The 26,129-nt window shown below is 69.4% G+C and carries 22 protein-coding genes, 1 tRNA gene and 1 pseudogene; 9 read left to right on the forward strand and 15 right to left on the reverse strand.

Translation table 11 applies throughout. From position 1 onward, the window contains the following. Nucleotides 1–146: 146 nt before the first annotated feature. The 6 genes from ACFQ79_RS17145 to ACFQ79_RS17170 all read right to left on the reverse strand — a co-directional run bounded on the left by ACFQ79_RS17145 (nucleotide 147) and on the right by ACFQ79_RS17170 (nucleotide 4,852). Nucleotides 147–1,910: an FtsK/SpoIIIE domain-containing protein gene (locus ACFQ79_RS17145; protein WP_383584043.1), complete on the reverse strand. Its 1,764-nt coding sequence runs from the start codon at nucleotides 1,908–1,910 to the stop codon at nucleotides 147–149. Between the two features lie 698 nt (nucleotides 1,911–2,608). Then, on the reverse strand, nucleotides 2,609–2,932 hold the full coding sequence (locus ACFQ79_RS17150; RefSeq protein ID WP_383584045.1) for a hypothetical protein: 324 nt from the start codon (nucleotides 2,930–2,932) through the stop codon (nucleotides 2,609–2,611). Between the two features lie 33 nt (nucleotides 2,933–2,965). After that, nucleotides 2,966–4,162, reverse strand: a complete 1,197-nt coding sequence (locus tag ACFQ79_RS17155; RefSeq protein WP_383584048.1) for a hypothetical protein — start codon at nucleotides 4,160–4,162, stop codon at nucleotides 2,966–2,968. After that, nucleotides 4,159–4,401, reverse strand: a complete 243-nt coding sequence (locus ACFQ79_RS17160) for a hypothetical protein (RefSeq protein ID WP_383584050.1) — start codon at nucleotides 4,399–4,401, stop codon at nucleotides 4,159–4,161. The genes ACFQ79_RS17155 and ACFQ79_RS17160 overlap by 4 nt, the downstream gene beginning before the upstream one ends. Further along, the gene (locus ACFQ79_RS17165; RefSeq protein WP_383584052.1) at nucleotides 4,398–4,586 is read right to left on the reverse strand and encodes a hypothetical protein; all 189 of its coding nucleotides are present in this window, start codon (nucleotides 4,584–4,586) and stop codon (nucleotides 4,398–4,400) included. Before ACFQ79_RS17165 ends, ACFQ79_RS17160 begins: the two co-directional genes overlap by 4 nt. Beyond that, entirely contained in the window at nucleotides 4,583–4,852 is a 270-nt protein-coding gene (locus ACFQ79_RS17170) for a hypothetical protein (RefSeq protein ID WP_383584055.1), read from the reverse strand. Before ACFQ79_RS17170 ends, ACFQ79_RS17165 begins: the two co-directional genes overlap by 4 nt. Nucleotides 4,853–5,510: 658 nt before the next feature. On the opposite strand from ACFQ79_RS17170, the gene ACFQ79_RS17175 reads away from it, so the two are divergent. Both ACFQ79_RS17175 and ACFQ79_RS17180 read left to right on the forward strand, forming a co-directional pair. Further along, nucleotides 5,511–6,299: a GntR family transcriptional regulator gene (locus ACFQ79_RS17175; protein ID WP_383584057.1), complete on the forward strand. Its 789-nt coding sequence runs from the start codon at nucleotides 5,511–5,513 to the stop codon at nucleotides 6,297–6,299. Further along, the gene (locus ACFQ79_RS17180) at nucleotides 6,296–6,940 is read left to right on the forward strand and encodes a YdcF family protein (RefSeq protein WP_383584059.1); all 645 of its coding nucleotides are present in this window, start codon (nucleotides 6,296–6,298) and stop codon (nucleotides 6,938–6,940) included. The genes ACFQ79_RS17175 and ACFQ79_RS17180 overlap by 4 nt, the downstream gene beginning before the upstream one ends. Before the next feature lie 174 nt (nucleotides 6,941–7,114). On the opposite strand, the gene ACFQ79_RS17185 is transcribed toward ACFQ79_RS17180, so the two are convergent. The 3 genes from ACFQ79_RS17185 to ACFQ79_RS17195 all read right to left on the reverse strand — a co-directional run bounded on the left by ACFQ79_RS17185 (nucleotide 7,115) and on the right by ACFQ79_RS17195 (nucleotide 11,242). Then, nucleotides 7,115–7,951 (reverse strand): HNH endonuclease, encoded by an 837-nt coding sequence (locus tag ACFQ79_RS17185; RefSeq protein WP_383584061.1) that lies wholly within the window; start codon nucleotides 7,949–7,951, stop codon nucleotides 7,115–7,117. A 5-nt stretch (nucleotides 7,952–7,956) separates the two neighbouring features. Next, nucleotides 7,957–9,501 (reverse strand): AAA family ATPase, encoded by a 1,545-nt coding sequence (locus ACFQ79_RS17190; protein WP_383584063.1) that lies wholly within the window; start codon nucleotides 9,499–9,501, stop codon nucleotides 7,957–7,959. Between the two features lie 490 nt (nucleotides 9,502–9,991). Continuing rightward, on the reverse strand, nucleotides 9,992–11,242 hold the full coding sequence (locus tag ACFQ79_RS17195; RefSeq protein ID WP_383584065.1) for a PIN domain-containing protein: 1,251 nt from the start codon (nucleotides 11,240–11,242) through the stop codon (nucleotides 9,992–9,994). 404 nt (nucleotides 11,243–11,646) lie between these two features. Between ACFQ79_RS17195 and ACFQ79_RS17200 the strand changes: the two genes are divergently transcribed. Together ACFQ79_RS17200 and ACFQ79_RS17205 are read left to right on the forward strand one after the other, a co-directional pair. Then, nucleotides 11,647–11,708: transfer RNA gene (locus ACFQ79_RS17200), tRNA-Ser, on the forward strand. A 244-nt stretch (nucleotides 11,709–11,952) separates the two neighbouring features. Next, complete coding sequence (locus tag ACFQ79_RS17205; RefSeq protein WP_383584067.1) at nucleotides 11,953–13,815, forward strand: TerD family protein; 1,863 nt, start codon at nucleotides 11,953–11,955, stop codon at nucleotides 13,813–13,815. Between the two features lie 102 nt (nucleotides 13,816–13,917). On the opposite strand, the gene ACFQ79_RS17210 is transcribed toward ACFQ79_RS17205, so the two are convergent. Continuing rightward, nucleotides 13,918–14,157, reverse strand: a complete 240-nt coding sequence (locus ACFQ79_RS17210; RefSeq protein WP_383584069.1) for a hypothetical protein — start codon at nucleotides 14,155–14,157, stop codon at nucleotides 13,918–13,920. Nucleotides 14,158–14,309: 152 nt separating this feature from the next. Then, a complete protein-coding gene (locus tag ACFQ79_RS17215) occupies nucleotides 14,310–16,145 on the reverse strand; it encodes a GNAT family N-acetyltransferase (RefSeq protein ID WP_383584072.1) in 1,836 nt (611 codons plus the stop codon). 80 nt (nucleotides 16,146–16,225) lie between these two features. On the opposite strand from ACFQ79_RS17215, the gene ACFQ79_RS17220 reads away from it, so the two are divergent. From ACFQ79_RS17220 to ACFQ79_RS17230, 3 genes are all read left to right on the forward strand, one after another. Then, nucleotides 16,226–19,288, forward strand: a complete 3,063-nt coding sequence (locus ACFQ79_RS17220; protein ID WP_383584074.1) for a BTAD domain-containing putative transcriptional regulator — start codon at nucleotides 16,226–16,228, stop codon at nucleotides 19,286–19,288. Beyond that, nucleotides 19,285–19,887: a hypothetical protein gene (locus ACFQ79_RS17225; RefSeq protein WP_383584076.1), complete on the forward strand. Its 603-nt coding sequence runs from the start codon at nucleotides 19,285–19,287 to the stop codon at nucleotides 19,885–19,887. Before ACFQ79_RS17220 ends, ACFQ79_RS17225 begins: the two co-directional genes overlap by 4 nt. A 137-nt stretch (nucleotides 19,888–20,024) precedes the next feature. Beyond that, on the forward strand, nucleotides 20,025–21,293 hold the full coding sequence (locus tag ACFQ79_RS17230; RefSeq protein WP_383584078.1) for an MFS transporter: 1,269 nt from the start codon (nucleotides 20,025–20,027) through the stop codon (nucleotides 21,291–21,293). On the opposite strand, the gene ACFQ79_RS17235 is transcribed toward ACFQ79_RS17230, so the two are convergent. Further along, complete coding sequence (locus tag ACFQ79_RS17235) at nucleotides 21,262–21,489, reverse strand: hypothetical protein (protein ID WP_383584080.1); 228 nt, start codon at nucleotides 21,487–21,489, stop codon at nucleotides 21,262–21,264. The genes ACFQ79_RS17230 and ACFQ79_RS17235 overlap by 32 nt on opposite strands. 9 nt (nucleotides 21,490–21,498) lie before the next feature. On the opposite strand from ACFQ79_RS17235, the gene ACFQ79_RS17240 reads away from it, so the two are divergent. Continuing rightward, nucleotides 21,499–22,287, forward strand: coding sequence for a class E sortase (locus ACFQ79_RS17240; protein WP_383584082.1), 789 nt, complete (start codon nucleotides 21,499–21,501; stop codon nucleotides 22,285–22,287). 85 nt (nucleotides 22,288–22,372) lie between these two features. Here ACFQ79_RS17240 and ACFQ79_RS17245 read toward each other — a convergent pair whose 3' ends face one another. Beyond that, on the reverse strand, nucleotides 22,373–23,710 hold the full coding sequence (locus ACFQ79_RS17245) for an esterase-like activity of phytase family protein (protein WP_383584084.1): 1,338 nt from the start codon (nucleotides 23,708–23,710) through the stop codon (nucleotides 22,373–22,375). 160 nt (nucleotides 23,711–23,870) lie between these two features. Between ACFQ79_RS17245 and ACFQ79_RS17250 the strand changes: the two genes are divergently transcribed. Continuing rightward, nucleotides 23,871–25,046 (forward strand): winged helix DNA-binding domain-containing protein, encoded by a 1,176-nt coding sequence (locus ACFQ79_RS17250; RefSeq protein ID WP_383584086.1) that lies wholly within the window; start codon nucleotides 23,871–23,873, stop codon nucleotides 25,044–25,046. Here the strand turns inward: ACFQ79_RS17250 and ACFQ79_RS17255 are convergent. Together ACFQ79_RS17255 and ACFQ79_RS17260 are read right to left on the reverse strand one after the other, a co-directional pair. After that, the gene (locus tag ACFQ79_RS17255; RefSeq protein WP_383584088.1) at nucleotides 25,018–25,692 is read right to left on the reverse strand and encodes a potassium-transporting ATPase subunit C; all 675 of its coding nucleotides are present in this window, start codon (nucleotides 25,690–25,692) and stop codon (nucleotides 25,018–25,020) included. The two genes, ACFQ79_RS17250 and ACFQ79_RS17255, sit on opposite strands and share 29 nt — an antisense overlap. A gap of 5 nt (nucleotides 25,693–25,697) precedes the next feature. Then, a pseudogene (locus tag ACFQ79_RS17260) lies at nucleotides 25,698–26,129 on the reverse strand (potassium-transporting ATPase subunit B); the annotation flags it as partial.

A 26,129-nucleotide genomic window follows, 5' to 3' on the forward strand; every position in this document is an offset into this window, starting at 1 on the left:
AGAGAGTTGGGTGACTCGGACGGATCCGGGCCCGACCCGGACGCGGCTGTCCGGGTCGGGTGCTCCGGCGTCCGGGATGGAGTTCGGTCCGCCCGGGGCATTGCGGGTCAATCCGGGCGTCTGTCCGGGTTGCGTCCGGGGTGGAATCAGGCGGTAAGTCCGAATCGGGTGGTGGCGGCGGTCTCGACGCGGGCCAGCGGGTAGCCGGTCACGCGCGACCCCTTGGGGCCCCACGGGCGCTTGGTCTTCTCCTCGTCCGTGCGCTGGACGAGGGCGGCGAGCTTCTCGGCGGTGACCTCGACGCACTGCAGCTTGAGGTAGTCGAGGATCACCTGTCCCGGGAGCCAGTGGACGGAGATCTCTGCCTCGGCCTGCTCCCGGTCCATGCCGCCGTTGACGGCCCGCTGCCGGGCGGCGATGTCCTCGACGAAGAAGCAGGAGAGGACCCGGGACAGGATCTCGGCGTCCTTGTCGCCCTCCTCGGCGAGCGTGTTGAGCTGGTCGATGAGCCGGAGTGGAGCCTTGGGCAGCGTCCCGGCCGCGCGGCGCCATTCGGTGGCCCGCTCGATCAGGGCGTTGACCTGCTCGTCGGTGTAGTAGTCGGCGCGGACCATCTGGGGGTTGGTGCCCTCGGCCCACAGCAGGCCGGCGCCCCGCATCTCGGACTGGATCGTCCGCGCGGAGTAGCCGGACGCGGCGGCGCCCTTGCCCAGGATCGTGTCGGACGCTTCCGGGGTGGTGCAGCGCAGTGCCCATCGGATGGAGAGCAGGTCGCGGAGGCTGGTGTCGACGACGTCGGATCCGGGTTTCTGGGTGGCGCAGAAGGTGATGATCCCGGCCGCCCGCCCGCGGCTCACGAGGTTGCGGAGCTTCTTGGTGATCTTCTTTCCGAAGTCGTCGTCGGTCGTGTAGAGCATGAGCTCGTCGACCCACAGGAGCTTCTGCCGCAGCTCGGGGTGCTTGTTGGCGAGCTCCTCGGTGACCTTGCGCTTGCCGAGCTTCTTCAGCAGCGCGTAGCGGGCCTTCATGTCCCGCAGCTCGTCGTCGAGCATCTTGTCGAAGGCCTCGGGGTCGGCGTCTCCTTCATACGCCTCGCAGAGGGACTCGAAGGGCTCCAAGTCGCCGCCGCCCTTGCCGTCGGCCAGGTGCAGGATGACGCGCGGGTCGAGCGCGGCCGCGAGCAGGATCGTGTTGCCCGAGGCGGACTTACCCGCGCCGGGCTCGCCGCCGATCAGGCCGGAGCGCTCCACGACGGAGATGGACTGGTGGATCCCGCGCACGTCGGGGCCAATCGAGATCCGGCCCCAGAAGTTCGCCGGCGACTCCAGCGCGAGGAGCGGCCCGGGGGCGGCCTTGTCGGTGAACGGCAGGTCGCGGGACACGTAGAGCTCGACGCGGCCGGACCGGCCCTTCTTCATGACCGAGACCTGTGCCTCCTCCACGCCGAACGCGGCGGCCAGTTCGTCGGTGGCGCGGATCGCGCGCTTGGCCGGCACACCGGGCGGGAGGTCGAGGATGGCGGTCCAGGCGCCGCGGGTGTCGAGCATCGGCATCTGCACCACCCGCAGCGTCTCCTCGGAGCCGATGACCTTCGCGGCCCGGAAGGCCTGGTCGAGCATCGGGGCGGTCATCCGGTCGCCGTCGCCGAGCGAGCGCCACTCGGTGGTCCAGTCGGCGTCCTCGTCGTACGGCTTGCGGCCGACGAACGCGCCCCCGGCGAAGGTGGACAGGAGGCTGGCGGCGAGGCCGAGGCCGCCGCCCATGACGTAGCCGGTGCCGATGGCGGTGAGCGGCGGGCCGTAGGCGACGCCCGCGCGGAGGTTGCGGGCGCGGTTGCGGTCCTTCTTCGCCTTCTTGTGCAGCGCGACGGCCTCCTCGGCGGCCTTCGTCGCCTTCTCCGCGGCCAGCATCGCCAGCCCCTTCTTCGTCCCGAGGATGCGGGGGGGTGAAGCGGGCGTTGCGGGCGGCGAGGCGGGCCTCGCGAGTCAGGACGTGTGCGGTGTGGGCGGCGGACTGGACGCGGACGCCCTCGAATCCGACGACCCACTCGTGGGCGCGGCGGGTGCCGCGGCCGAACTGGCGGACGTGGCCGTGCTGGGTGGGCTGGCGCCGGACCCAGCGGCGGAAGCCGCGGCGGCGGGCGCGGTAGAAGACTCCGGCCCAGGCGGCCCAGCCCTCGGCCGAGCACATCCACGCGGGGATCAGCGGGGTGTCGCCGTCGAAGTCGTCCAGGTCGACCTTCTCCACCTTCCCGGCCGAGGCCGGGGCGGGGGCGGTGGTCTCCTCGAGGATGACGCGGGCGGTGTCGAGGACCACGGTCCGCTCGTCCGGGCCGGTGACGGTCGGTGCCACGGTCGGCATCGGCGGTGCGGTGGCGCTCGGGTGGCCGTCGTCGGGCAGGTCCGACCACTCCGACCACACGGAACCCGTCCGGGCCTGGGTGGTGGGGTGGAGGAAGGTGACGGTCGCGATCGGCTGCTCGTCGGTCGGGGTGGAGGGGGCGTGGTTTTCGGGCGAGTGCTCGGTCATGCTTGCGGTGCCTCCTGGTGAGGTAGCGGGGCCCGGCCGGTGCTGCCAGGCGAGGGCCGGGCCCCGCGTACGAAGGTGGTCAGGCGCCGAGGTGGGGGCCCGTGACGTGGCGGGCGCCGGCGGCGTCGATGAGCCAGACCTCGGGGGTGGACTCGAAGCGGACGCGGTAGCCGCGGGTCGTGGTCCGCTCGATCTCGCGGCGCTGGCGCAGGGCGCGGGTGACGGCGTCCTGGGGCGAGCGGACGCCCTCGATAAGGACGGTGCGGATGCCGGACGGGGCGACCGGCCAGGTGACCGTGTGCGCGGGCACCGCACGGGTGGTGTTCGGGTCGGCCTGGTCGGCGGCGGCGACGTTCTCGGTGACGAACGTGGGGTCGAGCTGCTTGCGGCTGAACAGACCCATGACGGGGTCCTCCCTCGGGTTCGGTGGGGTGGTTCAGGCGACGTGCAGGCGGCGCTGTTCAATGACGCGGTCACGGAGCTTGAGGGCGTCCTCGCGGCGGATCTGGAGCTTCTTCGCCAGGCCGGTCGCGGAGATCTGCTTGCCCTCGGCGACGAGCTCGGCGGCCGCGCTCAGGGCGTCCGGCAGGAGCGCTTCCAGCTCCTCGCCGGACCGTCCCCGCGGCCCGGTCTCGCGAGGCTTCTCGGCGGGTGGTTCAGGAGGGTTCGACCCAATTCCCGCTTGGGATCCGGGCATCTGGGTCAGCTCGGCGAACGGGTTGAGCCGGGCGGCCTTGAAGCCGGTCTCCAACAGCTCCTCGCGCACGTTGTCGCCGAGCTCGAACGCCGCGCCGAGAGACAGCACGGCGGTGGTCGCGGTGGCATACAGCTCGGCCGACAGGCCCGGCTCGGCACCGGTGTGGATCCGCCACGCGGCGGCGAACGCCGACTCGTCGTCCAGCACCCCGAACGGCAGCGCGGCCTGAAGCTTCACCGCCTGCTCGACGATCTGCGGGTGGTGCTTGCGCCGGGCGGAGACGTGCGCGCGGCGGGCCTTCTCCGCCTGCTTCTCGGTCTTGGTCTTGCCGTGGGAGCCGTGGGTCTTCAGGTCCCAGATGTAGATCGCGAACAGCGAGCTGGCGCCGAGGACGAACGCGACCCAGGGGTGGTCGGCGTAGGCCTCCAGGCCGTGCCAGAAGTTCACCGCGGCCGCCACGGCGGCCACGGCCCAGGTGCCGATCCGGTACTTCCTGGGTTCGCGGCCGGCGTCCTCGGCCTGCTTGCCCATGAACGTGATGGCCCAGGCGCCGCCCTCCAGCATCGCGGCGAGCAGGCCGGCCATCGGCGCCGCCACGCTCGCGCCGGTCAAGGCGCCGATCTGGGAGAGGAGCGCGGGCACGATCGAGGCGACCATCACGAACGCCACGAACAGCGTCGCCGGGTTCGCCTTCAGCCAGCGCATCGCCTTGGCGCGCTTGGCGGCCGAGGCCGCCTTCTTCGCCTGCTGCTTGGCCTGCTTCGCCTTCTTGTCGGCCTGCTCCTGGCGGTGCCTGGCGTCGGCGTCCTTCCGGTTCTCCTCGGCCTGGAGCCGCTTGCCCTCCAGCTGGGCGTCGAGCTCCAGGCGGCGGTCCTCGCGGTCCTGTTCGGCGCGGAGCTGCTGGTCGCGCCGCTTCTCTTCGCGGTAGGTGCTCATCGGGTACCTCCGGCGGGCGTCGTCGTGATCCCGTACAAGACGTCGGCGAGCTCCTTGCGGAGCTTCGGAGAGACCCGAGCGAGCCGGAACCGGCGGGCGAAGGCCTCGTCGAGTCCGGCGACCGCGCGGGCGATCGTCTCCGTGATCAGGCTGATCAGAGCCACCGTCCCGGCCAGCAGGCCGAGCGAGAGTTCCAGGACGGTCAGCGCGAACAGCAGGATCTGGGCGAGCGTCTTCACCACTCCTCACCCGCCTCGGCGAACCCCTCGCACTCGTCGGCGCGGAACAGCAGGCGGTCGACGCCGATCACGCCGAACGAGGCGATGGCCCCGACGAGGCTGACGTCCTGGACGCCGATGACCAGGCCCCAGACCTCGGCACCGAAGCACAGGGCCAGCAGGAGCCAGTAGGCGATGGTGTTCACGCGGCACCCCGCTCGAAGCCGAGGGCGGAGCGGCGGGGGAAGGACAGGACCCGGGCGCCCAGCAGGCTGCGGTAGTGCGCGAGGTCCTCGGCGTCGACGTCGGTGGCGGCCTCGGTCTCCAGGACGGCGACGATGTCACGCAACGCGTCCTGGCCGGCCGCCGAGTCGAACTCCAGCGCCTCGCCGGGGTCGGCGTCGTAGCCGAGCGCGGCCTCGATCAGCTCGGTCTGCGTAACGATCCGCTGACCAGCAACGATCACGTTCATGGGTCGTACTTCCTTTCGCGGGTTGGGACGGCCCGAACCGACCCCCCGGTGTCCAACCACCGGGGGGTCTCGCCGTTGAAACCAGGGATCTCCGGCTCCCTGCCACCCCGTCCGTTCGGCACCCCTGTGGGTGCCGGGCGGGCGGAGGAGGCAACCGGCCGCAGCCGAGCGGCCGCGGTGGTCAGGTGACGCGGTGGGCGTGGCCGTCGCGCTGGTCCAGCACGATCGGCGCCCAGAGTCTTCGCCGGAACACATCGACCTCCCGGGCAGTGGGGCGGGACGTGCTGCTCAGACCTCCGATACACGTGGTGCCCCTCGCCCCGAGGAGGTCTGGATCTCGGGGGTGATCAGGGCAGATGCCACGCGGGTCTTAGAGCCGATGGCGTGTCCCCCTATGGGGTGTGGGGCCCGGTTGTGACGCGGGCCCGGTCTCGGTCGGCTGGTCTCCACTCACCACCGGCCGGAGCTGTCACGGCCGTCGTGCTGCGGTGGATCACACTGTTGAGTTGTCCGCCGGAGATCCAGACAGCACAAGGAAGCCCCTAGATCCTCACTGTCCTAGGACTGCGAGCGGCACAGCACGACAATGACTCACAGTCCTGGGACTGTCAACAGTCCCAGGACTGTGTTTGACTTGGCCTCATAGAGAGGAGTTCGCGTGACACCGAAATGGCGGGAACTGGCGGACAAGCTGGCTGGGCGCATCAAGAGCGGCGAGTACGCCCCTGGTCAGCAGCTTCCGCACATTCGCGATCTGGTTGAGGCCGGTGAGGGGTCAAAGTCCACGGTCCACGCGGCATACAAGGCTCTGGAGGCCGAAGGGCTGGTGACTTCGTCCCGAGGGCACGGCACGGTCGTACGCGAACAGGCACCACTGAAGCGCCTCGGCATCGCGCGATACGACAAGGCGAAGTGGCGCGACGGTGATGAAGTTGCCTTCATCGCGGACCGAGTAGCGTCCGGACGGGCGTACAAGCGCGGCGACCAGACGCAAAATGTCAGTCGAGTGCCGGCTCCCGCGATCGTCGCTGCGGCCCACGGTCTTCCGGAGGGCTCGGAGGTGTACGCGCGAGCACGGCTGGTGAAGGAAGGCGACCAGCCGACGCACACCCTCACGAGCTACTACCGACCGGAGCACGTGGAGGGCACGCGCATCGTGGACCCCACCCCCGGCCCTGCGGGCAAGGGCGGCGGCTTCCGGGTCCTCTACGACGCCGGGTACGAGATCGACCACATGCGGGAAGAGCTCCGATCCCGCGTCGCAACGCCGGACGAGGCCACGCTCCTCCAGCTCGCCCCCGGCGAGTGGGTGGTCGAGCTGCACCGCACGACTTTCACGGCCGATGAAATGGTGGTCGAGTTCGCAATCGGAGTGCACGCGGCAACGCGGTTCTCCTGGTCGTACGATTTCAAGGTCCCGGACTCAGCCCAGGAGGCGACCCCGTGATTTCCGAAGAGACGTGGGCCGACGCTCAAGTCCTCTGGAACTTCCAGAAGATGAACCACGAGCTGAGGCCCTGCTCAGTCGGAATCGGCCTCGGCAGCCACGATCTGGGCGTAGCCGACGTGACGGCCGACCTATACCACCGCGGCATGTTCCCCCTCATCGTCTTCAGTGGCGCCACGAGCCGCACGACAGCCGCCCGGATGCCCCGCGGGGAGGCAGAGCACTACAGGGACCGCGCACTGGAGCTGAGGGTGCCGGCTTCCGCGATTCTCATCGAACCGAACGCGCGGAACACCGGAGAAAACATCCGATTCTCGCGGGACCTACTCGCGGGTCGCGGCATCGAGGTCTCCTCCGCGCTCCTCGTCAGCAAACCGTACGAGGAGCGCCGGGCCTACGCGACAGCCCGCAAGCTCTGGCAGGGGATGGACATCGTGAGCGCGTCCGCTCCGATACCCCTCGCGGATTACATCGACCTAATCGGGGATCCCGGGCTCGTCCTGGACATGCTTGTAGGGACCCAGCAACGCCTGCTGATCTACCCAGATCAGGGCTTTATGATCCAACAGAAAACCCCGGCCTCCGTAGCAGCTGCCTACGAGCGCCTGCGAACCCAAGGCTTCACAAGTCGTCTCGTCTAACGCCCTGTTTGAGACGGGCTGCGTCTACGTGAACCAACCACCTGCTTCGAAGTAGCGTGCGGTCATTCCCTACCTCGCCAAAGCGACTGCCTCGGCTCACCGCGCGCAGCGCGACCCCTGGCCAGGCCGACGCTCCTGTGCCCGCCCGCTCCAGTCGGGCCGGCGTTAGATTTATTAGCTGACCGCAGAAAGTCGCTTGTAGCCGCCTTCCAGGAATGCATCGGATTGGGCAAGTGCACGAAAAAGAACAGCCTTCCAATGATTGACATTGACAGCCCCCGGGGCTGACGCAAGCGACTCAAGAAGAGACTTCAAGCCCTCCTTCCCCAAAGCTTCACCCACCATCGCATAGGTATCCACCTGATCGGCAATCTCCGCGATTGCTTCGGCTTTATAGTATTCCAGCAAATCAAGAACGGTAAATTGCTTTACGATGCGCGCATAGATGACAGAACTGAGGAATTCCGGCTTCTCGATGCGGTACCTCACCGATACACCCAACCCCACGGCGATATCTGCTTTCAATATCTCCACCTCAGGAAAAGAGTCCAGGAAAGCGTGGAACAAAAGTATTCCGCCAGCCGTATCACACTCGTCACCCTTCAGTCGGTTACACCTCTCGCATACTGGAACTAGATTGACGGCCAGGACTGCGTACTCCGGAAATTTCGCTTTAGGCAAGAAATGATCAAGCGTGGCTACTTTCGCGCGCACACAGAAGGGGCACCTATAATTCGAAGAAGAAGACAGGCCGAAAAGGTGGCTTCTCAATTCCCACAAAGGGCGACCGACATCCAGAAGGTCATACGAACCTTTCAATGCGGCGGATAGATCCTTATTTCCTGCGGCTATTGAACACTTCCCGGTCACATTCTCGACTACTTCACGATAAGCGGCATAAGATCCGAGCACTTCCGCGCGTGCAGCGGTGAGGAGTTCAACGTTTGCTGCACTGCGCCGCGTGATTGCGACCTCAAGGTCTGCCGCTATATCCCTACTGGGGGCAGGCATTCTTATCAATTACTGCCCCTTCCCTGGAAAAGGCTGATCAGATAGGACAAGGCTTGCGCGCTCATGGCTCCGTCGAATATTTCCATGACCTGGCCTAGAGAGTGGCGTTCACTCAACTCTCGCAAAACATCGTGGTAGTCCGTTGAACTGCTATCTAGACTGAAAGCGTGCCGCGTCAGAGCACCCACACTCTCTCCAAACGTTTCAATCTCTGGGCTCGAAACCTGGGTAAAATTACCGAATCGATTCAATACCTTGACGTATCGTCGCGGGATTTCCTGTAGCACCACTGGAGAGTGCGTTGCAATCACAGCGTAAGAACTATAGGAGGACAGCAGCTTATTAATGCTCTTCAACAAAGCAGCCAGTAGCGGAGGGTGGAGATGCGTCTCAGGCTCGTCAATGAGAACTAGAGATCCTGGCTCAAGATGCGCCGCCAATTGCACCACTATATTGAGTACCATTTTATGTCCGGTGCTCAATCCAGCCGACATCCGGTAGCGGAGGTCCTCGAGTGTCGAATTTCCAGACAAGCTAACTCGCGTAAAGGAAGGCTCTCGAAGCAAAGGAGCAAGCGCTTCAACAAATCGCTGGCTCCTGTTGTCAGAGGATGCCAGGACCATTGCACTCGACAGCTCTGCTTGGATCTCATCAGCGCTTTTCAGGTTTCGAGGAGAGACCGCCTTTTCTCCTCGATTTCTCTCATATTTACGAAGGCCGCAGTAAACGTAGCCGAACACCTCGCCGCTTGCCGCAAGTCGACTCTCCTCATCAGCATTTTCGCCAGGAAGGTCAAAGGTATCGAAAGCGCTGTAAGAGATAGCAATTACCGATGAAAAGCGTGGAGCAAGGGGAAATTCGGGGAACTTACCGAACTGCTCCACGAAGCTCGCCCTTCTCCGCTTACGCAGATCGGCGTGTGCAACATTGGCTAGATTCGCGAGCAGTTGCGTTTTACCGGTGCCGTTATATCCAATAACCACGTTCATTCTGCCTGGAAGCGGTTGGCGATCTTCAAACTGGAAACCTATACTGAACTTCTCGCCACCGACGCTGGTTTCGAAGTTGAATTTGAGTGCGTCATTACGTTGGACAGATTTCGAGTCATCGAGCAGGGAGATAGCCCCATCCAATGCAAGTTGAGCAATCCCAGACCTGAGCAGGGACGTCCTGAATCCCGGCTCCTCCTGAAAAGAGAGGTGGATACTTTGGTTCCATGCTACGTCTCGCAGCCCACCCAGAATTCCATCAACATATTGCGGAAGATGATCATGAATAAGTTCGTAGTAGGAATACGCTTGCCCGAGTGAGCAGAAATCGTCGCCCAAGTCGGTGAAATGGTCCGGAACTTCTGTCGGCCCTTCTTCCTGCCCACGCTTGAGGATCTTCACAGCACCCAGATCCTGGCTGTTTTGAGGAGAGCTAAAGAGCTGGGCATCAAACATCGTTTTGAATCCGAAGTCGTCCCAGCGGTCGCGCTCAAGGACAACGTACGGGTACTCGCCCACCAGAGGGAACTGAGAGCCGCGCTCTATCACATAGAATTTCATTGTTCTCCTGCTTCTCGGGCAACGCTATCTAAGCGTAACGAAGGTGTCGACAGCTCACCACATAGAGCCTCAGAGTAAATACCTCCCTGTAGCAAATGTGCTTCTCGGGCCTCGATGCGGCGCAAGGTTGATGTGTCAGGGATGCGGAGCACTGAGCGAGGGAAGTGTGCCAGGCGGGGCAAGCGTGTCTAGCGCAGGAGGGGCCTTGCCGAAGGATCGTGCAGCTGGGGAGCACGAGGAACGAATCGTCTGGACCGAGGACATGGGTGGCTTCAACTTCGACGGCAGTCTGTAACGGGTGCATTCGGGTGGTCACGCTCCCCCTCAACGGCTGGAGTCGCGGTCGGTGGTGAGCGTGAACGAGAGCCCGCCGGCGGGGCCAGGCGAACCTAGGGAGCAGCGAGAGGGTCCCCGCTAAGCCTGGAGCCTGGCTATGCCCTTCGAACTGCAGCGACCAGAGACTCGGCCCCGAGGGAGGCCAAGAGGCGGCCTACTTCGACTTCTTTCGATTCATCCAGCCAGTGACAGCCAACGTGAGCAGGGTGGCCAAGGCCTCGGCCGGCAAGTCGGGCTGAGGAAGGATCGCCGTCTTGAGCTGAGGACGGGCCGACGTCCCGGCGGAGGGTTGCCTCGGCAACCGATTGGGGGGAAACCGCGCCTCCAGCTCTTGCCTCCAATTTGTCCATGTGTTGGGAACCCGGCTGACCTCCTCAGCAGTGAGGGCCTGGGGAGGCTGGCTGTGCAGGATCGACATGCGTGCGCCGTTCTCGTCCTGCGTCACGAGTACGCGGGTCTCCAGGACATTCGCCGCAGGGGTGAGCTTCGGTACGGTCAGCATCATCAAGCCGGAGGCAAGCCACCGAACCGTGGCCGTGTACCAGTCCTGTCCGCCAATGCTGTGGGCAGTCATGTCCGAGACGCAGTCGAAGGTGAGCGTCGGTGGGTCGAACCACCCCGACGCAAAGTGAACTTCCCCCGCGCTCTCGCCGTCCCCAAGCGGGGTGTAAAGAAGACTAGGGTTCGACCATCCTGAGTCGTCATTGGGGTCGTACACCGGCAGGTAGTCGGACAGCGCGTCAGTGACTAGTTCGATCCACTCCTCGCGTGCCAGGAGCGCAGGGAGCAAGCCCTCGTCCAGCTCTGCCGGCTTCGCGAAGCGCTCCACGACGTCGTCCAGGGAAGTAAGGTGAAAGAACCGATCCTCGATACCCGCGAGGTCCGTCTTCATCGGCTCCTCGTACTGCGTACCGTCGCCGAAGTCCTTCGTGTTCGCGCTGACGAAGTAGACCATCTCGTCCTCGTGATCGCGTGCGTACTCGACGGCCGTCAGCCAGATCGCGGCATCACGGGAACCAGTCTTGTCGCCCTTCCCAAGCCGCTTGCACGGCAGCAGAACGTTGGACTCCCGGAAAAGCGCGGTCCGCAGTACCTCCACGCTCGGCTCGATAACCTTTACCATGCGCCGGTACACGTCCCGCCAGTGCTCTCGGTGCCGCTCCTTGTCGGCCTGGCCGAGGCTAGGCACCCCACCCCACGGAACGTGCCGCTGCAGCTGGGCAACCGCCGAAGCCGCCGACTCGTGCGCCGCGACGTACTCCAGAGTCCGCTGCGAGACCAGCTCCTCCAAGGCCACCGACGGGACAGCGACGTGGATATCGGCCGCCGCGAGTGCCCGGAGGAGGTCGGCGGTGCTGTTTTCCAGCGTCACGCCCCAAAGGATGTTGGTGTCCAGAATGATCAAGGGTGGTGGCTCCGTCCCCTCCGGTCCGACTCGTACGGACACACCCTCTCAAGATCAGAACCTCGGGCGCAGCAGGATTCGACATCAACGAGGTCAGCGCTCCTCGCGGCGCGCAGGTCAACACTCCTCGGCCGGAATCAAGAGGCCACCGCCGCGCGCGGTGGCCTCTTCTGCGTTGCGGGCTGAGTCGCGATCTGAGACGCGATGAGTCACGATGCTCGCCCTCAGGGCACCCCCTCTGACCTGCACTGAGACGCACTGAGTCGCGATGAGTCACGGTAAATCAGAAACTAGATGGAACATGCTGCACCAGCAGCCGGAATCGAGCCTTCCGGTGAATGCGCGGGGAAGACTCCAAGGGAGCACTCGGGAGAGCATCGAAGTCCCTGGTCAGCGACCTGGGCGCGCCCGTGCGGCCAAGTCCCTTCTAAGCACTTGGCCGCAGGTTCGAGTCCTGCCGGGGGCGCTCCGCGATCGACCCTCCTTCGGGAGGGTCTTTTTGCTGGTCGGGGGTGGTCTTCGGCCGAGAACGGGGGCTCCGCAGAGAGGGCTTCGGGTGGCTTGACTTGTCCGGCCGAAACCGGTCAGAGGCGGCAGCCGTCCGACCCGGGAACTGCCACCGAAGCTCGGGAGCGGCCCCTCGGCAAGTTGAGGGGACAAATCGGCATTCAGGTTGAAGCCGCGATCGTGTCCGGATCATCCTTGCTGCCATGCCCTTCACCGCCGCGCTCGACGTCTCGCACCTGCCCGACTACGCGAACGACTGGGCTCTGGTCGACGTCGAGACGTCCGGCCTGATGGCCCGACGTGACCGGATCCTCTCGATCGCGGTGCTGACCTTCGGGCCGGACGGGATCCAGACCGGCGAGTACTCCACCCTGCTGAACCCGGGCTGCGACCCCGGTCCCGTGCACATCCACGGCCTGACCGCGGAACAGCTGAGCGGCGCCCCGACCTTCGAGCAGGTGGCCGGACGGATCGGCGCGCTCCTGCAGGACCGCGTCATGGTGGCCCACAACGCACAGTTCGACTACGACTTCCTGGCCCATGAGTTCGCGCGCGCCCGGCTCTATCTCCCCGTCACCCAGCGCCTGTGCACCCTTGCCCTGAACCGACGCGTGGAACCGCCCACCGCCGACCTCAGCCTGGCGTCACTGGCCGCTCACTACGGCGTCCCACAGACCAGCGCTCATGACGCGCTGGACGATACGCGCGTCCTCGCGGGGATCTTCCGCTCCTCCCTCTCCGAGGCCGCGCGACTGGACGTCCCGCTACCGCTGGTGCCCTGCCCACCCCGACAGGATCCACAGTTCGCGCCGAATCCGCCGAAGGCCCCGTGCGCCTACCGGAACCCGGGCCGCCCGGCGCCCGGTGGTCCGCTCATCCAAGGCATGAAGATCGCCATCACCGGTGAGACCGCGACCTCCCGGGCCGAGCTGGTGGCCCGAGCCGTCACCGCCGGCCTGAACATCATGTCGTCGGTCAGCCGGCACACCAGTGCTCTCGTCACCAACGACGCGGCTTCGGGCTCGGCGAAGGCGCGGCGTGCGATCGCCGAAGGCATCGCGGTCATCGACGAGCACACGTTTCTCAAACTGCTGGGAGAGGTACGCCCCGGGACACCCCACGAAACTCAGACAACGAAGAAGACGCCGCAAGAGACGCCCGCGGCCACGACGCCCACGACGCAGACGACGCCCACGCCGACCCCCTCCCCCGCTGCGCTCGCAGCTGTCGCAGACGTGCCGGCGCCCAGGCGGCCTGAGTCCACGCGAACCGCCAAGCCGTTCGGCCGTCGGCGGGTTCTGGTTCTCGGCGGCACCCACGAAGAGGCGTCCGCGGCCCGGGCCAGGGTCGTCGAACTGGGCGGGGCCGCCGCGATCAACCTCTCCGCGAGTGTCACCGACGTCGTTCTCTTCCCCGGGGGCGAACTCGACCGCCGCATGGCCCGCATCACCACGCTGGAGCTTCCCGTCCACGCACACGACTGGCTGGGAGCCCCCGTCTCCGAGCCGGCCGACGTCCCCGCTCGGGACAGTGCGGTGACCGACGTTCTACCGCGCGGTGGAGTCATCGATCTCCCCGCGCTTCCCCAGGCCCGCCACTGGCACGTCAGTGCCTCCTGGGCACAGCAGACGAACTGCGAGATCGACGTCGTGGCCTTCGTCCTCGACGAGGACGAGCAGGTCTCCTCTGACGGGGACTTCGTCTTCTACAGCGCGCCGGAAAGCCCCGACGGAGCCACCCGTCTCCTCTGCGACGGCCCGACCGAGCAGACCGTCGCCGTCGACCTCGCGGCGCTTCCTCCCGCTGCCCACAGAATCGCGATCGCCGCCGCCATCGACGGCACCGCCACCTTCGGAAACATCGGAGCGGTCCAGATCACCCTCGCACCGGGCGTCGACGCTCCGGCCACGGTCCAGGCCACCCTCGACGCCGCCACCAGCGAGCGCACCCTGCTCCTCGCCGAGATCTACCGTCGGGACTCGCGGTGGCGCTTCCGCGCCGTCGGCCAGGGATACGACCACGGCCTGGAGGCTCTCGTACGCGGATACGGCGTCGACGTGGCGTAGCCCTGGCCTCATGCGAGCAGGTCGGATGGCAGAAGCGTCAGCCACCTGAAGGGACATCACCGACGTCACCGGTCATCGATCGTGCTCGCCCCCGACCAGCGGTCAGGGGGCGGTGTGGTCTAGGACGTTGCCGTTGGTGCAGTGGTTGGCGGTGTCGCCCGTCCACGCGCCGCCCACGGGGACGACGGCCAGCTCCTGGAAGCAGACGGCCGCGGCGCTGAAGTTCCAGTTGTTGGCGGCGTTGACGCCGGGTCCGAAGTTGCTGTCGTTGTCGGCGTGGGCCGGGGTGGCGAGCGCGAGACCGGCGAAAGCCAGGGCAGTGGTGGCGATGATCTTCTTCATGCCCTGCCAACCGGCTTCCGGAACGCCTGGTCACGGGCGCTCGGCGCGCGTCCCCCGCACGGCGCTCGCGCCCCGCCTCCGTCCGGGTGGCCTGCCGCCGCATCCCCCCGGATCACCTCGCTCCTGCGCCGGGGTCCAGGGGTGCGGGCGCGTCACTCGGGCAGGAGGTCCAGCTGGTACTCGTGCGTGCTGCGGTGGAAGCGGAAGCCCAGGCGGCGGTTCACCGCGATCATGTGGGTGTTGTCCTGCGCGTTGTCCGTCTCGATCTCCTCGATTCCGGGGTGCTCGGCCCGGAGCCTGCGCACCATCTCCGCCTTGACCCACAGCCCCAGCCCGTGGCCGCGGTGGGCGGGCGCCACGACGGTGTCGTACTGCAGGGCCCGGCGGGTCTCCCCCGAGCGGATGACGATCTCGGTGTATCCGGCCATCTCGCCCTTGGCGAGCACCGCGGTCGTCAGCAGCAGGTCACCGCGGTCGGCCAGGACTTCGGCCATCGCGCGGACCCGGTCGGCGGTCCAGGTCTGGCTGCCGTAGTCCATGTCTCCCATGGGCATGTCGTTCATCGCGTTCTTGACCGAGGCGAACGCCTCCGCCAGTTCGTCGGGAACCGTGCCGGTCCAGCCGACCAGTTCGTAGCCGGGGCGTTCGGTCCCGGCCTCGGCGACGTCGGCGTCCGCGACGTCCAGCAGCAGGTGGTCGAAGGCCAGCACCCGCCGGAAGCCCCGGGCGGCGCAGAAGGCACCCACCGGTCCCTCTCCGGGTGCGGCGGCCACCAGGCTGCGACGCTCGTCCTCCCGTGCGGCTCGTACGGCCGTGGCCAGCAGGTGCGAGCCCACTCCCGAGCGTCGCCGGTCCGGGGTGACGTGCAGTTCCAGCTCCGCCAGGTGCTGCTGTCCGGACGAGGTGAACAGCCGCAGTCCGGCCACACCGACCACCGCGCCGTCGGCGTCGATTGCCTGCCACAGCAGGCGGCGGTTGTGCCGCCCGGTGACGGAGAGTTGGGCGCGGATCTGCTCGACCGTCGGCCGGGGCTCCTCGGGCAGGTCGGCGGCGAGCGAGGCCGACACGACCGCGTGCCACGCGGTGGCGTCCTCGGTCGAGACCTCGGTGAGCGGAAGGGTGTTGAACACGGGGAACTCCTCGGTGGGGACGGCTTCGGCCGCCTGTGGGTGCTGGGGGCGGCTCGGCGAGCCGCTCGGGTGATCCGGCCCAGCCTGTGTCATCGCGTACGTTCGGGCCAGCGCGTTTTCCCCGTCGGTGTGGCGCACGAGCGGCCAGTCGACGTCGATGCGTGCCGCCGTGGCCAGGTGGTTGGTGAACGCGCCGAGCGCCACGTGGGCGATGATCTCGACGACGTGCCCGTCGGAGAGCCCGGCGTGCCGGGCCGCGGCCAGCCGCTCGTCGGAGACGACGCCGTGGTCGCGGACCACCGCCGCGGCCAGGTCCAGGACGGCGGCCGCCCAGGGGTCCTCGGCCTCGCCCCGCCGAGCGCGGGTGGCCTCGGCCGTGGTCAGCCCGGCCACCTCGGTCCCGCGGAACGTGTGCACGGACAGGCAGTAGTCGGACCGGTTCTCCTGCGCCACGAGCAGCGCGATGCGCTCACGCACGTCCGCCGACAGGGTCCCTCGCGTGCTCAGGGCGGTGACGACGTCCACGTACCCCCTCAGTACGGTCGGGTTGTTGGCCATCACCCTGGCCAGCTGGGGCACGACCCCCAGGGCACGGTGCGTGGCGGTGAACAGGGCCGCGGTCTCGCCGGTCGCCCGCTCCGGGTCTACGGAGTGGAGTGCCGGGGTGGGGGGTGCCGGGGTGGGGGGTGCCGGGGTGGGCGGTGCCGGGGTGAGGGGTGCCGGGGTGGGCAGTGCCGGAAGGGGTGCCGGGGTGAGGGGTGCCGGGGTGAGGGGTGCCGGGGTGGGGAGTGCCGCAGTGAGGGGTGCTTCGGTGAGGAGTGCTGGGGTGGGGAGCCCTGGGGTGAGGAGTGCTGGCATGCCCGTAACCCTGCCTGTGGATCTTGATACATTCCCGATGCTTCTTCGATGCACGCGCTGGTGACCCCCGGAGTGACGGAATGCGGTTCACGATTCTCGGCCCGGTGGAGGCCCGGGCCCCCGGTCCTGAGTCGCCCGGCCTCGCACCCCGCCATCGGGCCGTACTCGCCTATCTGTTGCTGCACGCCGGGGTCGTGATCAGCACGGACCGCCTGGTCGACGCGATGTGGGGGCCGCTTCCGCCGGACTCCGCCCGCGCGCAGATCCAGACCACGATCGCCGCCATCCGCAGGATGCTGCGCGCTTCGGGGGCCGACCACATGCTGGCCACGCGGCCGGCGGGGTACGTGATCACTCCCGAGCCGGGGCAGCTCGATCTCCACGAGTTCACCGGCCTGATCGCCACGGCACCGGCCGGCTCCGGGGACACGACGGCCCCTGCGGACACCACCGCCACCACCCCCACCACCGCATCAACGGCCTCGCCGGCCTCGACGGCATCCGCCGAATCGGCCACGTCCACCGCATCCGCCACCGCCGACCGCATACGCACCGCCCTGGCACTGTGGCGGGGCGAGCCGCTGGCCGACGTCACCGCGCCTTACGTCCCCGCCGCCAGAGCCCGCCTCAACGGACAGCGGTTGACCGCCGTCGAGCGTCTGGCCGAGCTCGAACTGTCCCTGGGCCGTCACGACGACCTCGTCGACGAACTGACCGCCCACCTCGCCGCCAACCCCCTGCGGGAGCGGCTGTGCTGCCGGCTGATGCTCGCCCTGCACCGCGCGGGACGCCAGCCCGAGGCCCTGCGGGTGGCCAGGGACTTCCGGGCGGCGCTCGCCGAGGAGCAGGGCCTCGACCCCGGCCACGCGTTCACCCGGCTCGAACAGGACATCCTGCGGGACGCACCCGATCTCAGGGCGCCGGTCTCCGAGCCCGCGCGACCGCAGGGGAGCAACTTCCTGCCGTACGACGTCCCGGACTTCACCGGTCGCGACGGCGAGCTCGACGGGCTGACCCGCCGGTCGTCGGGCGCCGGCGCCGGCGGTGGCGGTGGCGCCGGCGGTGGCGTCGGCGGTGGCATCGTGACGATCTCGGCGATCGACGGGATGGCCGGGGTCGGCAAGACGGCGCTCGCGGTGCACGCCGGGCACCGTCTCGCGGACCGGTTCCCCGGCGGACAGCTCTTCGTGGACCTGCAGGCCCACACCGCCGGTCAGGCACCGCTCGACGCCGGCGCCGCCCTCGAGGTCCTCCTGGGCCAACTCGGCGTACCAGCCAAGCACATCCCGGCGTCGGTGGCCGATCGCGCCGCGCTGTGGCGGTCCGAGCTCTCCGGCCGCCGGGTCCTCGCCGTCCTGGACAACGCCCTCGGCACCGAGCAGATCCGTCCCCTGCTGCCGGGCGCCTCCTCCCACGCCCTCATCCTGATCACGAGCCGCCGCCGGCTGACCGACCTGGACGGGGCGCACGCCCTGTCCATGGACGTGCTGCCCGCCGCGGACGCCGTGGAGTTGTTCACGTCGATCGTGGGCGGACGGGCGACCGCCGAACCCCTGGCCGTGCTCGACGTCCTGCAGCTGTGCGGCTTCCTGCCGCTGGCCGTCCGCATCGCCGCCGCCCGCCTGCACCATCGCCGCAGCTGGACCGTCGCCTACCTGGCCGACCGGCTCCGTGACCAGCGCCGCCGGCTGGCCGAGCTCGCCACCTCGGAGCGGGGCGTGGCGGCGGCCTTCACGCTGTCGTACGAGCAGCTGACGCCCGATCAGCAGCGGATGTTCCGGCTCCTGGGGCTGCAGCCGGGCCGGGACATCGGTCCGGACGCGGCCGCCGCGCTGGCCCGCCTCCCGTTCGACCAGGCCGAGACGCTCCTGGAAGACCTCCTCGACGCCCATGTCCTGATCCAGCTCAAGCCCGGCCGCTACACCTTCCACGACCTGCTGCGCGAGCACGCCCTGGCCACGGCGGCCGCCGAGGAAGCTCCCGAGGCCCGGCACGAGGCCGTCGACCGGCTCGTCCACCACTATCTCCACACCGCGAGCGCGGCCGTCGACCACCTCTATCCCGAGGGCCGGAACCGCAGACCACGCATCCCCGCCCCGGACACCCCGACCGCGGCCACGGCACCGGCGACGCCACGGGACGAGGCCGAGGCGATCGCCTGGCTGGACGGCGAACGCGCGAACCTCATGGCGGTCGGCCAGTACGCCGCCGAGCACGACCGGGGCCCGCACACGGGCCGGCTGGCCGCCACCCTGCACCGCTACCTGCTCGGCCACGCCCACCAGGCCGACGCGCTCACCCTCCACGACCTGGCGCTCAGGGCCAGCCGCCGCAGCGGCGACACGACCGCCGAGGCACGCACGCTCATCGACGTCGGCGAGGTCCACTTCTGGTGGCACGGCGCGTACGAGCGGGCGGCCGAGCACTACCGGCACGCCCTGGGCCTCGCCCGTGAGAGCGGCGACCGGATCGCCGCCGCCCGCGCGCTGCAGAACCTCGGCGACGTCGCCAGACGGCGGCGTGACCACGAACGGGCCCACGAGCACTGCGTCGAGTCCCTGTCGCTCTTCCGCGAACTCGGCGACCGCGCCGGCGAGGCCCGGTGCCTGACCGGCCTCGGCATCGACCACGAGCGCCAGGGCCGGTACGACGAGGCCCACGACCACCACCGCCAGGCCCTGCACGCGTACCGCGAGACCGGATCCCGCATAGGCGAGACCATCGTCCTGAACAACATCGGACTGCTGTACCGGCGGCAGGGCCGGTACGACGAGGCCCGGCGGCATCATTCCGACGCCCTGGAGCTGAGCCGCAGGTTCGACTTCCCGGGCGACGAGGCCGAGTCCCTCAACGCCCTCGCGGAGGCCGCCCGTTCCATGGGCGAACCGGAACGGGCGAAGGTCGAGCACGACTCCGCGCTGGCTCTCGCCCGCGAGTTCGGCTACCTCCCCGAACAGGCCCGTGCCCACCGGGGCCTGGCACACGTCCACCGGGACCTGGGCCGCGCGGACCTCGCCCACGACCACGCCCGGCAGGCCCTCGATCTGTACACCGCCCTCGCCGTCCCCGAGGCCGATGAGGTCCGCGCCTTCCTCACCGAGCCGGGACCGGCGCGGACGGCCGCCGAAGAGGAGGGCGCGTGAACGGTACGCGTGAGGTGCCGGGGCCTCCGGACTGGCGGGTGTTCGTCGTGGGCGGCGCGTCGGGGATGGGCAAGACCGGTGTCGGGCGGGCGCTGGCGCGGCGGTACGGCGTCCCCGTCGTGGAGGTCGACGACATCGTGGAGGCGCTGCTCGCGGTGACGCTGCCCGAGCACCTGCCGGAGGTCCACTTCTGGCGCCGGCACCCGGAGGCCGCCCGCCGGTCGCCCGAGTCGGTGGTCGAACGGCAGATCGCGATCGCCGAGGCGCTGGCCCCGGCGGTCGAGGCGGTGGTGGCCAACCACGTCGGCACCGACACTCCGGTGGTCCTGGAGGGGGACTACCTCCTGCCCCGTGCGGTGACGCCCGGCGGTCCGGTGCGCGGCGTCTTCCTCCACGAGGACGACGAGGCGCAGGTGACGGCCAACTACCTGCGCCGGGAGCCGGCGGCCGGGCCGCAGCGCCATCGCGCCCGCGTCAGCGTGCTGTACGGCCGATGGCTCGCCGCGCGGGCACGCGAGGCCGGCGTACCGGTGGTCGCTCCGCGCCCGTGGGAGGACCTGGCCGATCGCATCGGGAGACTGGCGGAAGCGGTCGGGTAGGGCCGGGGCGGCGGCGGGTCGGGCGGGGCCGGCGCGCCGGGTCGGGCGGCGACGCGGGCGGGATCGGGGGACGAGCGGCAGCCACCGGGGCGGCCGGCGACGCGGCCGCCCAAGTGGCCGCTGCTAGCCTGCGGTTCATGATCAAGGGCAGCCCGGCCGACCGAATAGCCCGCCTGGCCCGCGTGGCGGGAGACAACAGGCCGGAGCGCGTGCTGATCGCCGCCAGCTTCGTCAACCGGGTCGGGAACGGCCTGTTCAACGCGGCGTCGGCGCTCTACTTCACCTTGGTCGTGGGCCTGCCCGCGGTGCAGGTCGGGGCCGCGCTCACCGTCGCCGGACTGATCGGCCTGTTCGCGGGGATCCCCGGAGGCCATCTCGCCGACCGGCGCGGCGCCCGCACGGTCATGATGCTGGCCCTCGCGGTCCAGGCGGTGTCGATGGCGGCGCTCGTGCTCGTCGAGAGCTGGACCGCGCTGACCGTCCTCGCGACGGTCGACCAGATCGCCGCGGCTGCGGGCGGGGCCGCCTCGGGCGCTCTGGTGGCCCGGGTCGGGACCGAACGCCCGGCGCTGTTCCGGGCGAAACTGCGCACCTTCGTCAATCTGGGCGTCATCTTCGGAACCGTGGGTTCCGGGCTGGCGGTGGCGGCGGGCACCCGCGGCGCCTACGTCGCTCTGATCGTCGGCAACGCGGCGAGCTTCGCCCTGAGCGCGCTGCTCCTGTTCCTGCTGCCGAACTACCCGGCGCTGCCGCCCCCGCCGCGAGAGCGTCGCCGGCCGGCCTTCTCGGACCGCCCGTACCTGACGTTCACGGCCCTGTACGGGGCGATGGGGCTGCAGTACTCGGTGGTGTCCCTGCTCCTGCCGATCTGGATCTCCCAGCACACCGAGGCGCCGCGCTGGACGGTGGCGGCGGTGTTCGCCGTCAACGCGGCCTTCTGCGTCCTCCTGCAGACCAGGATCGGCTCCCGCATCGAAACCCCGCTCGACGGCGGCCGGGCGTTCCGCAACGCGGGCCTGCTCTTCCTCGTCAGCTGCCCGATGATGGCGCTGGCGGCGTACACGCCGGTCTGGGCGGCGGCGGGGCTGCTCGTCGCGGCGATCTTCGTGCACAGCCTCGGGGAGATCTGGGAGTCCTCGGCGGGCTTCGCCCTGGGCTTCGGCCTCGCGCCCGACCACGCCCAGGGCCAGTACCAGGGCCTCCTCGGCCTCGGCTTCAGCGCGGGCCAGGCCCTGGCCCCCGCGATCCTGACCACGGTGGTCCTCGGCCTCGGCACGGCGGGCTGGCTGCTCCTCGCCGCGTTCTTCGCGGCCCTGGGCGCGACCGGGCCCGCGCTGGCCCGCTGGGGCGTCCGCACCCGGCCGCAGCCGGCCGTCACCGCGGAAGCGACGGTCCGCCCGGGGTGACCGCCGCCGCCGGTCCGCCCGGGATGGCCGCGGCCGCCGGCCCGACCCGGCTGACCGCCGCCGCTCCGACCCGGCCGACCGGGCCGACCAGGGACCGGCCGGACCAGCCGCCGCACGCCTCCCGCGCGAGATGACCGCTCCCGCCGTCGGCGCCCAGGCTCCCGCCGTGGGTGCCCCGGCACGGAAGGTGGGTCATTCTTGGGGTATGGGTGCCGTACGTGGTGGGTCCCCGGGCAAGGGGCGGAGGCGCGGCCGAGGGTCGCGCTCGGCTCTGGTCGGCGTGGTCGCCGCCCTCGTCGTGGGCTTCACCGCCTCGGCCGGTTGCGCGGGCGCCGACAGTGCCGGTGCCGGTGCCGGTGGCGATCGCGGTGCCGGTACGACCACCGGCGCGCCCGGGCCCGTGACGCTCGTTCCCCCGGTCGCCGCCCCTCCCCCCACGCCCTCCCCCGCTCCCTCCACCTCGGCCGCCCCCTCGCCCCGCGGGCCCGTCGCCGCCGAGATCTCCATACCCTCGATCGGTGTCGAGGGCCTCGACGTCCTGCCGTACGAGGGGACGACCGACGACCGTGCGGGTACCCGCATCCAGGACCGTGGCGTCGCCGCGAGTCCCCACGGCGCGCGCGGTGGGGTGGGGCCGGGTGAGGTCGGCAACTACCTGGTGACCGCCCACCGGCTCTCCGCCGGCGGGCCGCTGCGTGATCTGCCCTCGGTCGAGGTGGGGGACCAGGTGTACGTCACCGCCGACGGCACCGTCTACACGTACGAGATCGTCGAGACCCGGAGCACGTCCTTCCGCTCGGCCCGCTCGCTCGCCGAGCAGCGGGCCGCCGTGCCGGGCGAGCCGGGCGAGAAGCCCACCCGGGCCATGATCACGCTCTCCACCTGCGCGACCCCCGAGGACAACGCCGCGGGCAACTTCTGGCGGGACGCCCAGCACAACCCCGAGCACCGCATCGACAAGGTCGGCGTCCTGACGTCCTCGCGGCCCGCGTAGCGACCCGGCACCCGGCGTCCTGGCGTCCGGCGTCCCGGCGTCCGGCACCCCGTGCCCGGCACCCCGCGTCCGGCGTCCCGCCGCGTCAGCGCAGGCGGTGCGGCAGGCGGACGCGGACCAGCGTGGTCTCCACGTCGCTGTCGACCAGGCGCCCGTTCGCGTCGAAGGCCTCCGGGCCGTCCGTCATGCCGAAGTCGTTGTCGTTGAGGAGGACCAGGGTCGAGGATCCCTCCACCGCGATGCCCTCGATCTTCCCGGGGACGCCCTCGACCGTGTTCAGGTCGACCACCAGGCGCTTCGCCAGGACCGGGGCGTCGGCGGCCGCCGCGTCGTCGAGCTGCTCCAGGGTCGGGCTCGCCGTCGTGTCCCACGGGGAGCCGAGGATGTCGGCGCCGCGGCGGAGCCGTACCTCGTAGACGCGGGAGGCCTTGTCCGTGCGCTCCTGGACGAGCAGGCGGTCGCCGCCCAGGGCCACGATCGAGGAGATCTTCAGCTCCGACGTCTTCGTCTGGCCCGGCTCGACGACGCCCACCGGGTCGAAGCGGTACGCGTACTCCGCCGTGACCCGGTTCTTGCGGGTCGAGAAGCGCAGCAGGCGGGTGGTGCGGGAGTCCTCGCCGGCGGCCTTGTCCGGGTTGAGCAGCGGGCTCTGCAGCGCCATCACCAGGTCACCGTCGGGGAGCAGCGCCAAGCCCTCGAAGCCGCGGTTGATCTTGCGCTTGAGGAAGATCGACGGGAGCGACTCGATCACCGGGTAGTCGGCACCGGTCAGGCCCAGCCCCTTGGGGACGTGGCGGGCGAGGACGCGGCCCTTGGCGGAGACGTGCACCAGGGACGGGCCGTACTCGTCCACCAGCCAGAAGCTGCCGTCCCGGTCGCGGACGAGCCCCTCGGTGTCGAGGCCGTTCGCGTTGTAGGCGAGCGGGGTCGTGGCGTCGTAGCCGTACGGGGCCTCGTCGCGGCCCTGCTGGTTGGGCAGGCCGGTGACGGGCGCGCCGGTGGCGGTGGTGAGCGGGATGGACTTCAGCACCTGGATCCGGCCACCGGTCGCGCGGATCTTCACGATCGCCGGGTCGAAGCCGGGCACCGGGAAGGTGCGCCGCTTGTCCTTGCCGACCGCTATCTGGCCGTTGGGGCCCCGGTCGGTGACCGTCCAGTACTCGCCGCGCCGCTCGGCCGGGTACAGGTCGCTGCCGATGCCGCCCAGGTCGACGTCCCGGTCGTCGTCGACGCTGCCGGGCAGCAGCCGGTTGCTGAAGGCGGCCAGCGGGATGTCCGGCAGGGTCGAGGTGGATACGACTCGGGCGGCGGAGCCGTGCCGCGCCGGTTCGGCCTCGGCCGTACCCATGACCACCGTCAGCGCGAGTGCGGCGGACAGCGGAAGAACCACGACGGCGGGCCGGCGCATGAGGCGCGGATTCATCTGAACTCCCTTTGAACACATGGAATGTCGCCATGGAGGCGAGCTCATGGTCCAGTTCCGGCCACAACGGTGGAGGACGGGTGGGCGACATCGGGGCGAGCCCCGGGTGAACGCGCGACTCAGGCCCGCGGGTGTCAGTGCCGGGGAGGACAATCGCGCCATGGTGATCACCGCGCGCGCCCTCAACCGCTCCACTCTCGCCCGGCAACTCCTCCTCGACCGGGTGCCGATCGGTGTCGGGGACGCCGTACGCCGGGTGGTGGCGCTGCAGGCGCAGCAACCGGGCTCGCCCTACGTGGCGTTGTGGAACCGCGTCGCCGGCTTCGATCCCGCGCTGCTCGACGAGGCCGTGGAGGGTTACGAGGTGGTCAGGTCGACCCTGATGCGGCTCACGCTCCACCTGGTGCACGCCGAGGACTACCGGGCGTTCCGGGAGGGCATGGAGCCGACCCTGCGCGGTTCGCGGCTCCACGACCCCCGGTACAAGGCGGCGGGGTTCACGGCCGACGACGCCGACGCGCTGCTGCCCGCTCTCCTCGACTACGCAGGGGAGGCCAGGAGCGGGGCCCGGATGCGGGAGCGCCTCGAAGCGGCGCGGGGCGGGCCGGTGGAGGCCGTGGTGTGGCGGATGATGCGGCAGTACGCGCCGCTGTGGCACGCGCCGACGGGGCCGCCCTGGTCGTTCGGGGCGGCGCAGTCGTTCGTGACGGCGAGCGCGCCGCTGCCCGTGCTCGGCGACCCGGAGGCGGCGACGGCGGGGCTCGCCGTCCTGATCCGGCGCTATCTGGAGGGCTTCGGGCCGGCGTCCGTACCCGACATGGCGCAGTTCACGCTGGCGCCGCGGGGGAAGGTGCGCGAGGCCGTACGGCTTCTCGAGGACGATCTGGAGCGGCTGGAGGGGCCCGACGGGATCCTCCTGTACGACGTGCCCGGGGGGCTCCGGCCCGACGAGGACGTTCCGGCGCCGCCCCGGCTGCTTGCGATGTGGGACAGCGTCCTGCTGGCCTACTCGGACCGCAGCCGCGTCATCCCGGCCGAGTACCGCAAGCACGTGATCCGGGTGAACGGCGACACACTGCCGACGCTGCTCGTCGACGGGTACGTGGCCGGGGTCTGGCGCCCCGTCGAGGGAGGCATCGAGGCCTCGGCCTTCCACCCGCTGCCCGCCCGGGTCTGGGCGGAACTCGCGGAGGAGGCCGAGGGGCTCGACGCGTTCCTCGCCGCCCGTGACCGCCGTGTCTACGGCCGCTACGACCACTGGTGGGTCAAGGGGCTGCCCACGGTCGAGACCCGGGTGCTGCCGGGGCTCAGCCCTTCGCCGTCACCAACTGCTTGAGTGCGAGGTTGAGTTGGAGGACGTTGACGCGGGGTTCTCCGATGAAGCCGAGGATGCGGTCGTCGGTGTGGTCGGTGACGAGTTTGTCGACCTGGGCGACGGTGAGGTGGTTCTTCTCGGCGATCCGGTGGACCTGGAGCCTGGCGTACTCCGGGGAGATGTGCGGGTCGAGGCCGGAGCCGGAGGAGGTGACGGCGTCGGCGGGGACGTCCGACGGCTTCACCTTGTAGTCGGCGGTCGAGTTGTCCTTGACGACGGCGGCCTTGGCGTCCTTGACCCAGGTGATCAGGTCCTCGTTGTCGCCGGAGCGGTTGGTGGCTCCGGACAGGATGATCGAGTACTGGGTGTTGACGCTGTTGGTGCCGAGGCCGTTGGAGGGGCGCGGCTGGAACCACTTCAGGTCCGGGGCCGCCGTCTCCTCTCCTTCCTCGAGGGGGAGGTTGTAGGTCTGGCCGATGAGTTCGGAGCCGACGACCTTGCCGCTCGCGTCGGTGATCTCGGAGCCGTTCGCCTTGCCGGGGAAGGCCACTTGGGCGATCCCGGTGACGGTGAGCGGGTAGAGGACGCCGGTGATCACGGTGAGGACGAGGAGGGCGCGCAGGCCCGCCCAGAGCACGCGGCCGGTGTTCGCTGCTGAGTTGTTCATCGTGGTCAGCCGATTCCGGGGATGAGGGAGATGAGGAGGTCGATGATCTTGATGCCGATGAACGGGGCGATCAGGCCGCCGAGTCCGTAGATCCCGAGGTTGCGCCGGAGCATCGAGTCGGCGCTGGAGGGCCGGTAGCGCACGCCCTTGAGGGCGAGCGGGACGAGGGCGACGATGATGAGCGCGTTGAAGACGACGGCGGAGAGGATCGCGGACTCGGGCGAGGTCAGGCCCATGATGTTGAGCTTGTCCAGGGACGGGTAGGCGACGGCGAACATCGCGGGGATGATCGCGAAGTACTTCGCCACGTCGTTGGCGATCGAGAACGTCGTCAGCGCGCCACGGGTGATGAGGAGTTGCTTGCCGATCTCGACGATCTCGATGAGCTTGGTCGGGTTGGAGTCGAGGTCGACCATGTTGCCGGCCTCCTTCGCGGC

The organism is Streptomyces sp. NPDC056480 (assembly GCF_042795405.1).
Classification (GTDB): Bacteria; Actinomycetota; Actinomycetes; order Streptomycetales; family Streptomycetaceae; genus Streptomyces.

Excerpts from the sequence above, each read along its gene's own strand:
- ACFQ79_RS17155 (WP_383584048.1), bottom strand. The coding sequence starts at position 4,162 with ATGAGCACCTACCGCGAAGAGAAGCGGCGCGACCAGCAGCTCCGCGCC.
- ACFQ79_RS17255 (WP_383584088.1), bottom strand. The coding sequence starts at position 25,692 with ATGAACAACTCAGCAGCGAACACCGGCCGCGTGCTCTGGGCGGGCCTG.
- ACFQ79_RS17210 (WP_383584069.1), bottom strand. The coding sequence starts at position 14,157 with ATGAAGAAGATCATCGCCACCACTGCCCTGGCTTTCGCCGGTCTCGCG.
- ACFQ79_RS17185 (WP_383584061.1), bottom strand. The coding sequence starts at position 7,951 with ATGCCTGCCCCCAGTAGGGATATAGCGGCAGACCTTGAGGTCGCAATC.
- ACFQ79_RS17190 (WP_383584063.1), bottom strand. The coding sequence starts at position 9,501 with ATGAAATTCTATGTGATAGAGCGCGGCTCTCAGTTCCCTCTGGTGGGC.
- ACFQ79_RS17230 (WP_383584078.1), top strand. The coding sequence starts at position 20,025 with ATGATCAAGGGCAGCCCGGCCGACCGAATAGCCCGCCTGGCCCGCGTG.
- ACFQ79_RS17215 (WP_383584072.1), bottom strand. The coding sequence starts at position 16,145 with ATGCCAGCACTCCTCACCCCAGGGCTCCCCACCCCAGCACTCCTCACC.
- ACFQ79_RS17220 (WP_383584074.1), top strand. The coding sequence starts at position 16,226 with ATGCGGTTCACGATTCTCGGCCCGGTGGAGGCCCGGGCCCCCGGTCCT.
- ACFQ79_RS17240 (WP_383584082.1), top strand. The coding sequence starts at position 21,499 with ATGGGTGCCGTACGTGGTGGGTCCCCGGGCAAGGGGCGGAGGCGCGGC.
- ACFQ79_RS17205 (WP_383584067.1), top strand. The coding sequence starts at position 11,953 with ATGCCCTTCACCGCCGCGCTCGACGTCTCGCACCTGCCCGACTACGCG.
- ACFQ79_RS17235 (WP_383584080.1), bottom strand. The coding sequence starts at position 21,489 with ATGACCCACCTTCCGTGCCGGGGCACCCACGGCGGGAGCCTGGGCGCC.
- ACFQ79_RS17245 (WP_383584084.1), bottom strand. The coding sequence starts at position 23,710 with ATGAATCCGCGCCTCATGCGCCGGCCCGCCGTCGTGGTTCTTCCGCTG.
- ACFQ79_RS17150 (WP_383584045.1), bottom strand. The coding sequence starts at position 2,932 with ATGGGTCTGTTCAGCCGCAAGCAGCTCGACCCCACGTTCGTCACCGAG.
- ACFQ79_RS17170 (WP_383584055.1), bottom strand. The coding sequence starts at position 4,852 with ATGAACGTGATCGTTGCTGGTCAGCGGATCGTTACGCAGACCGAGCTG.
- ACFQ79_RS17250 (WP_383584086.1), top strand. The coding sequence starts at position 23,871 with ATGGTGATCACCGCGCGCGCCCTCAACCGCTCCACTCTCGCCCGGCAA.
- ACFQ79_RS17145 (WP_383584043.1), bottom strand. The coding sequence starts at position 1,910 with ATGCTGGCCGCGGAGAAGGCGACGAAGGCCGCCGAGGAGGCCGTCGCG.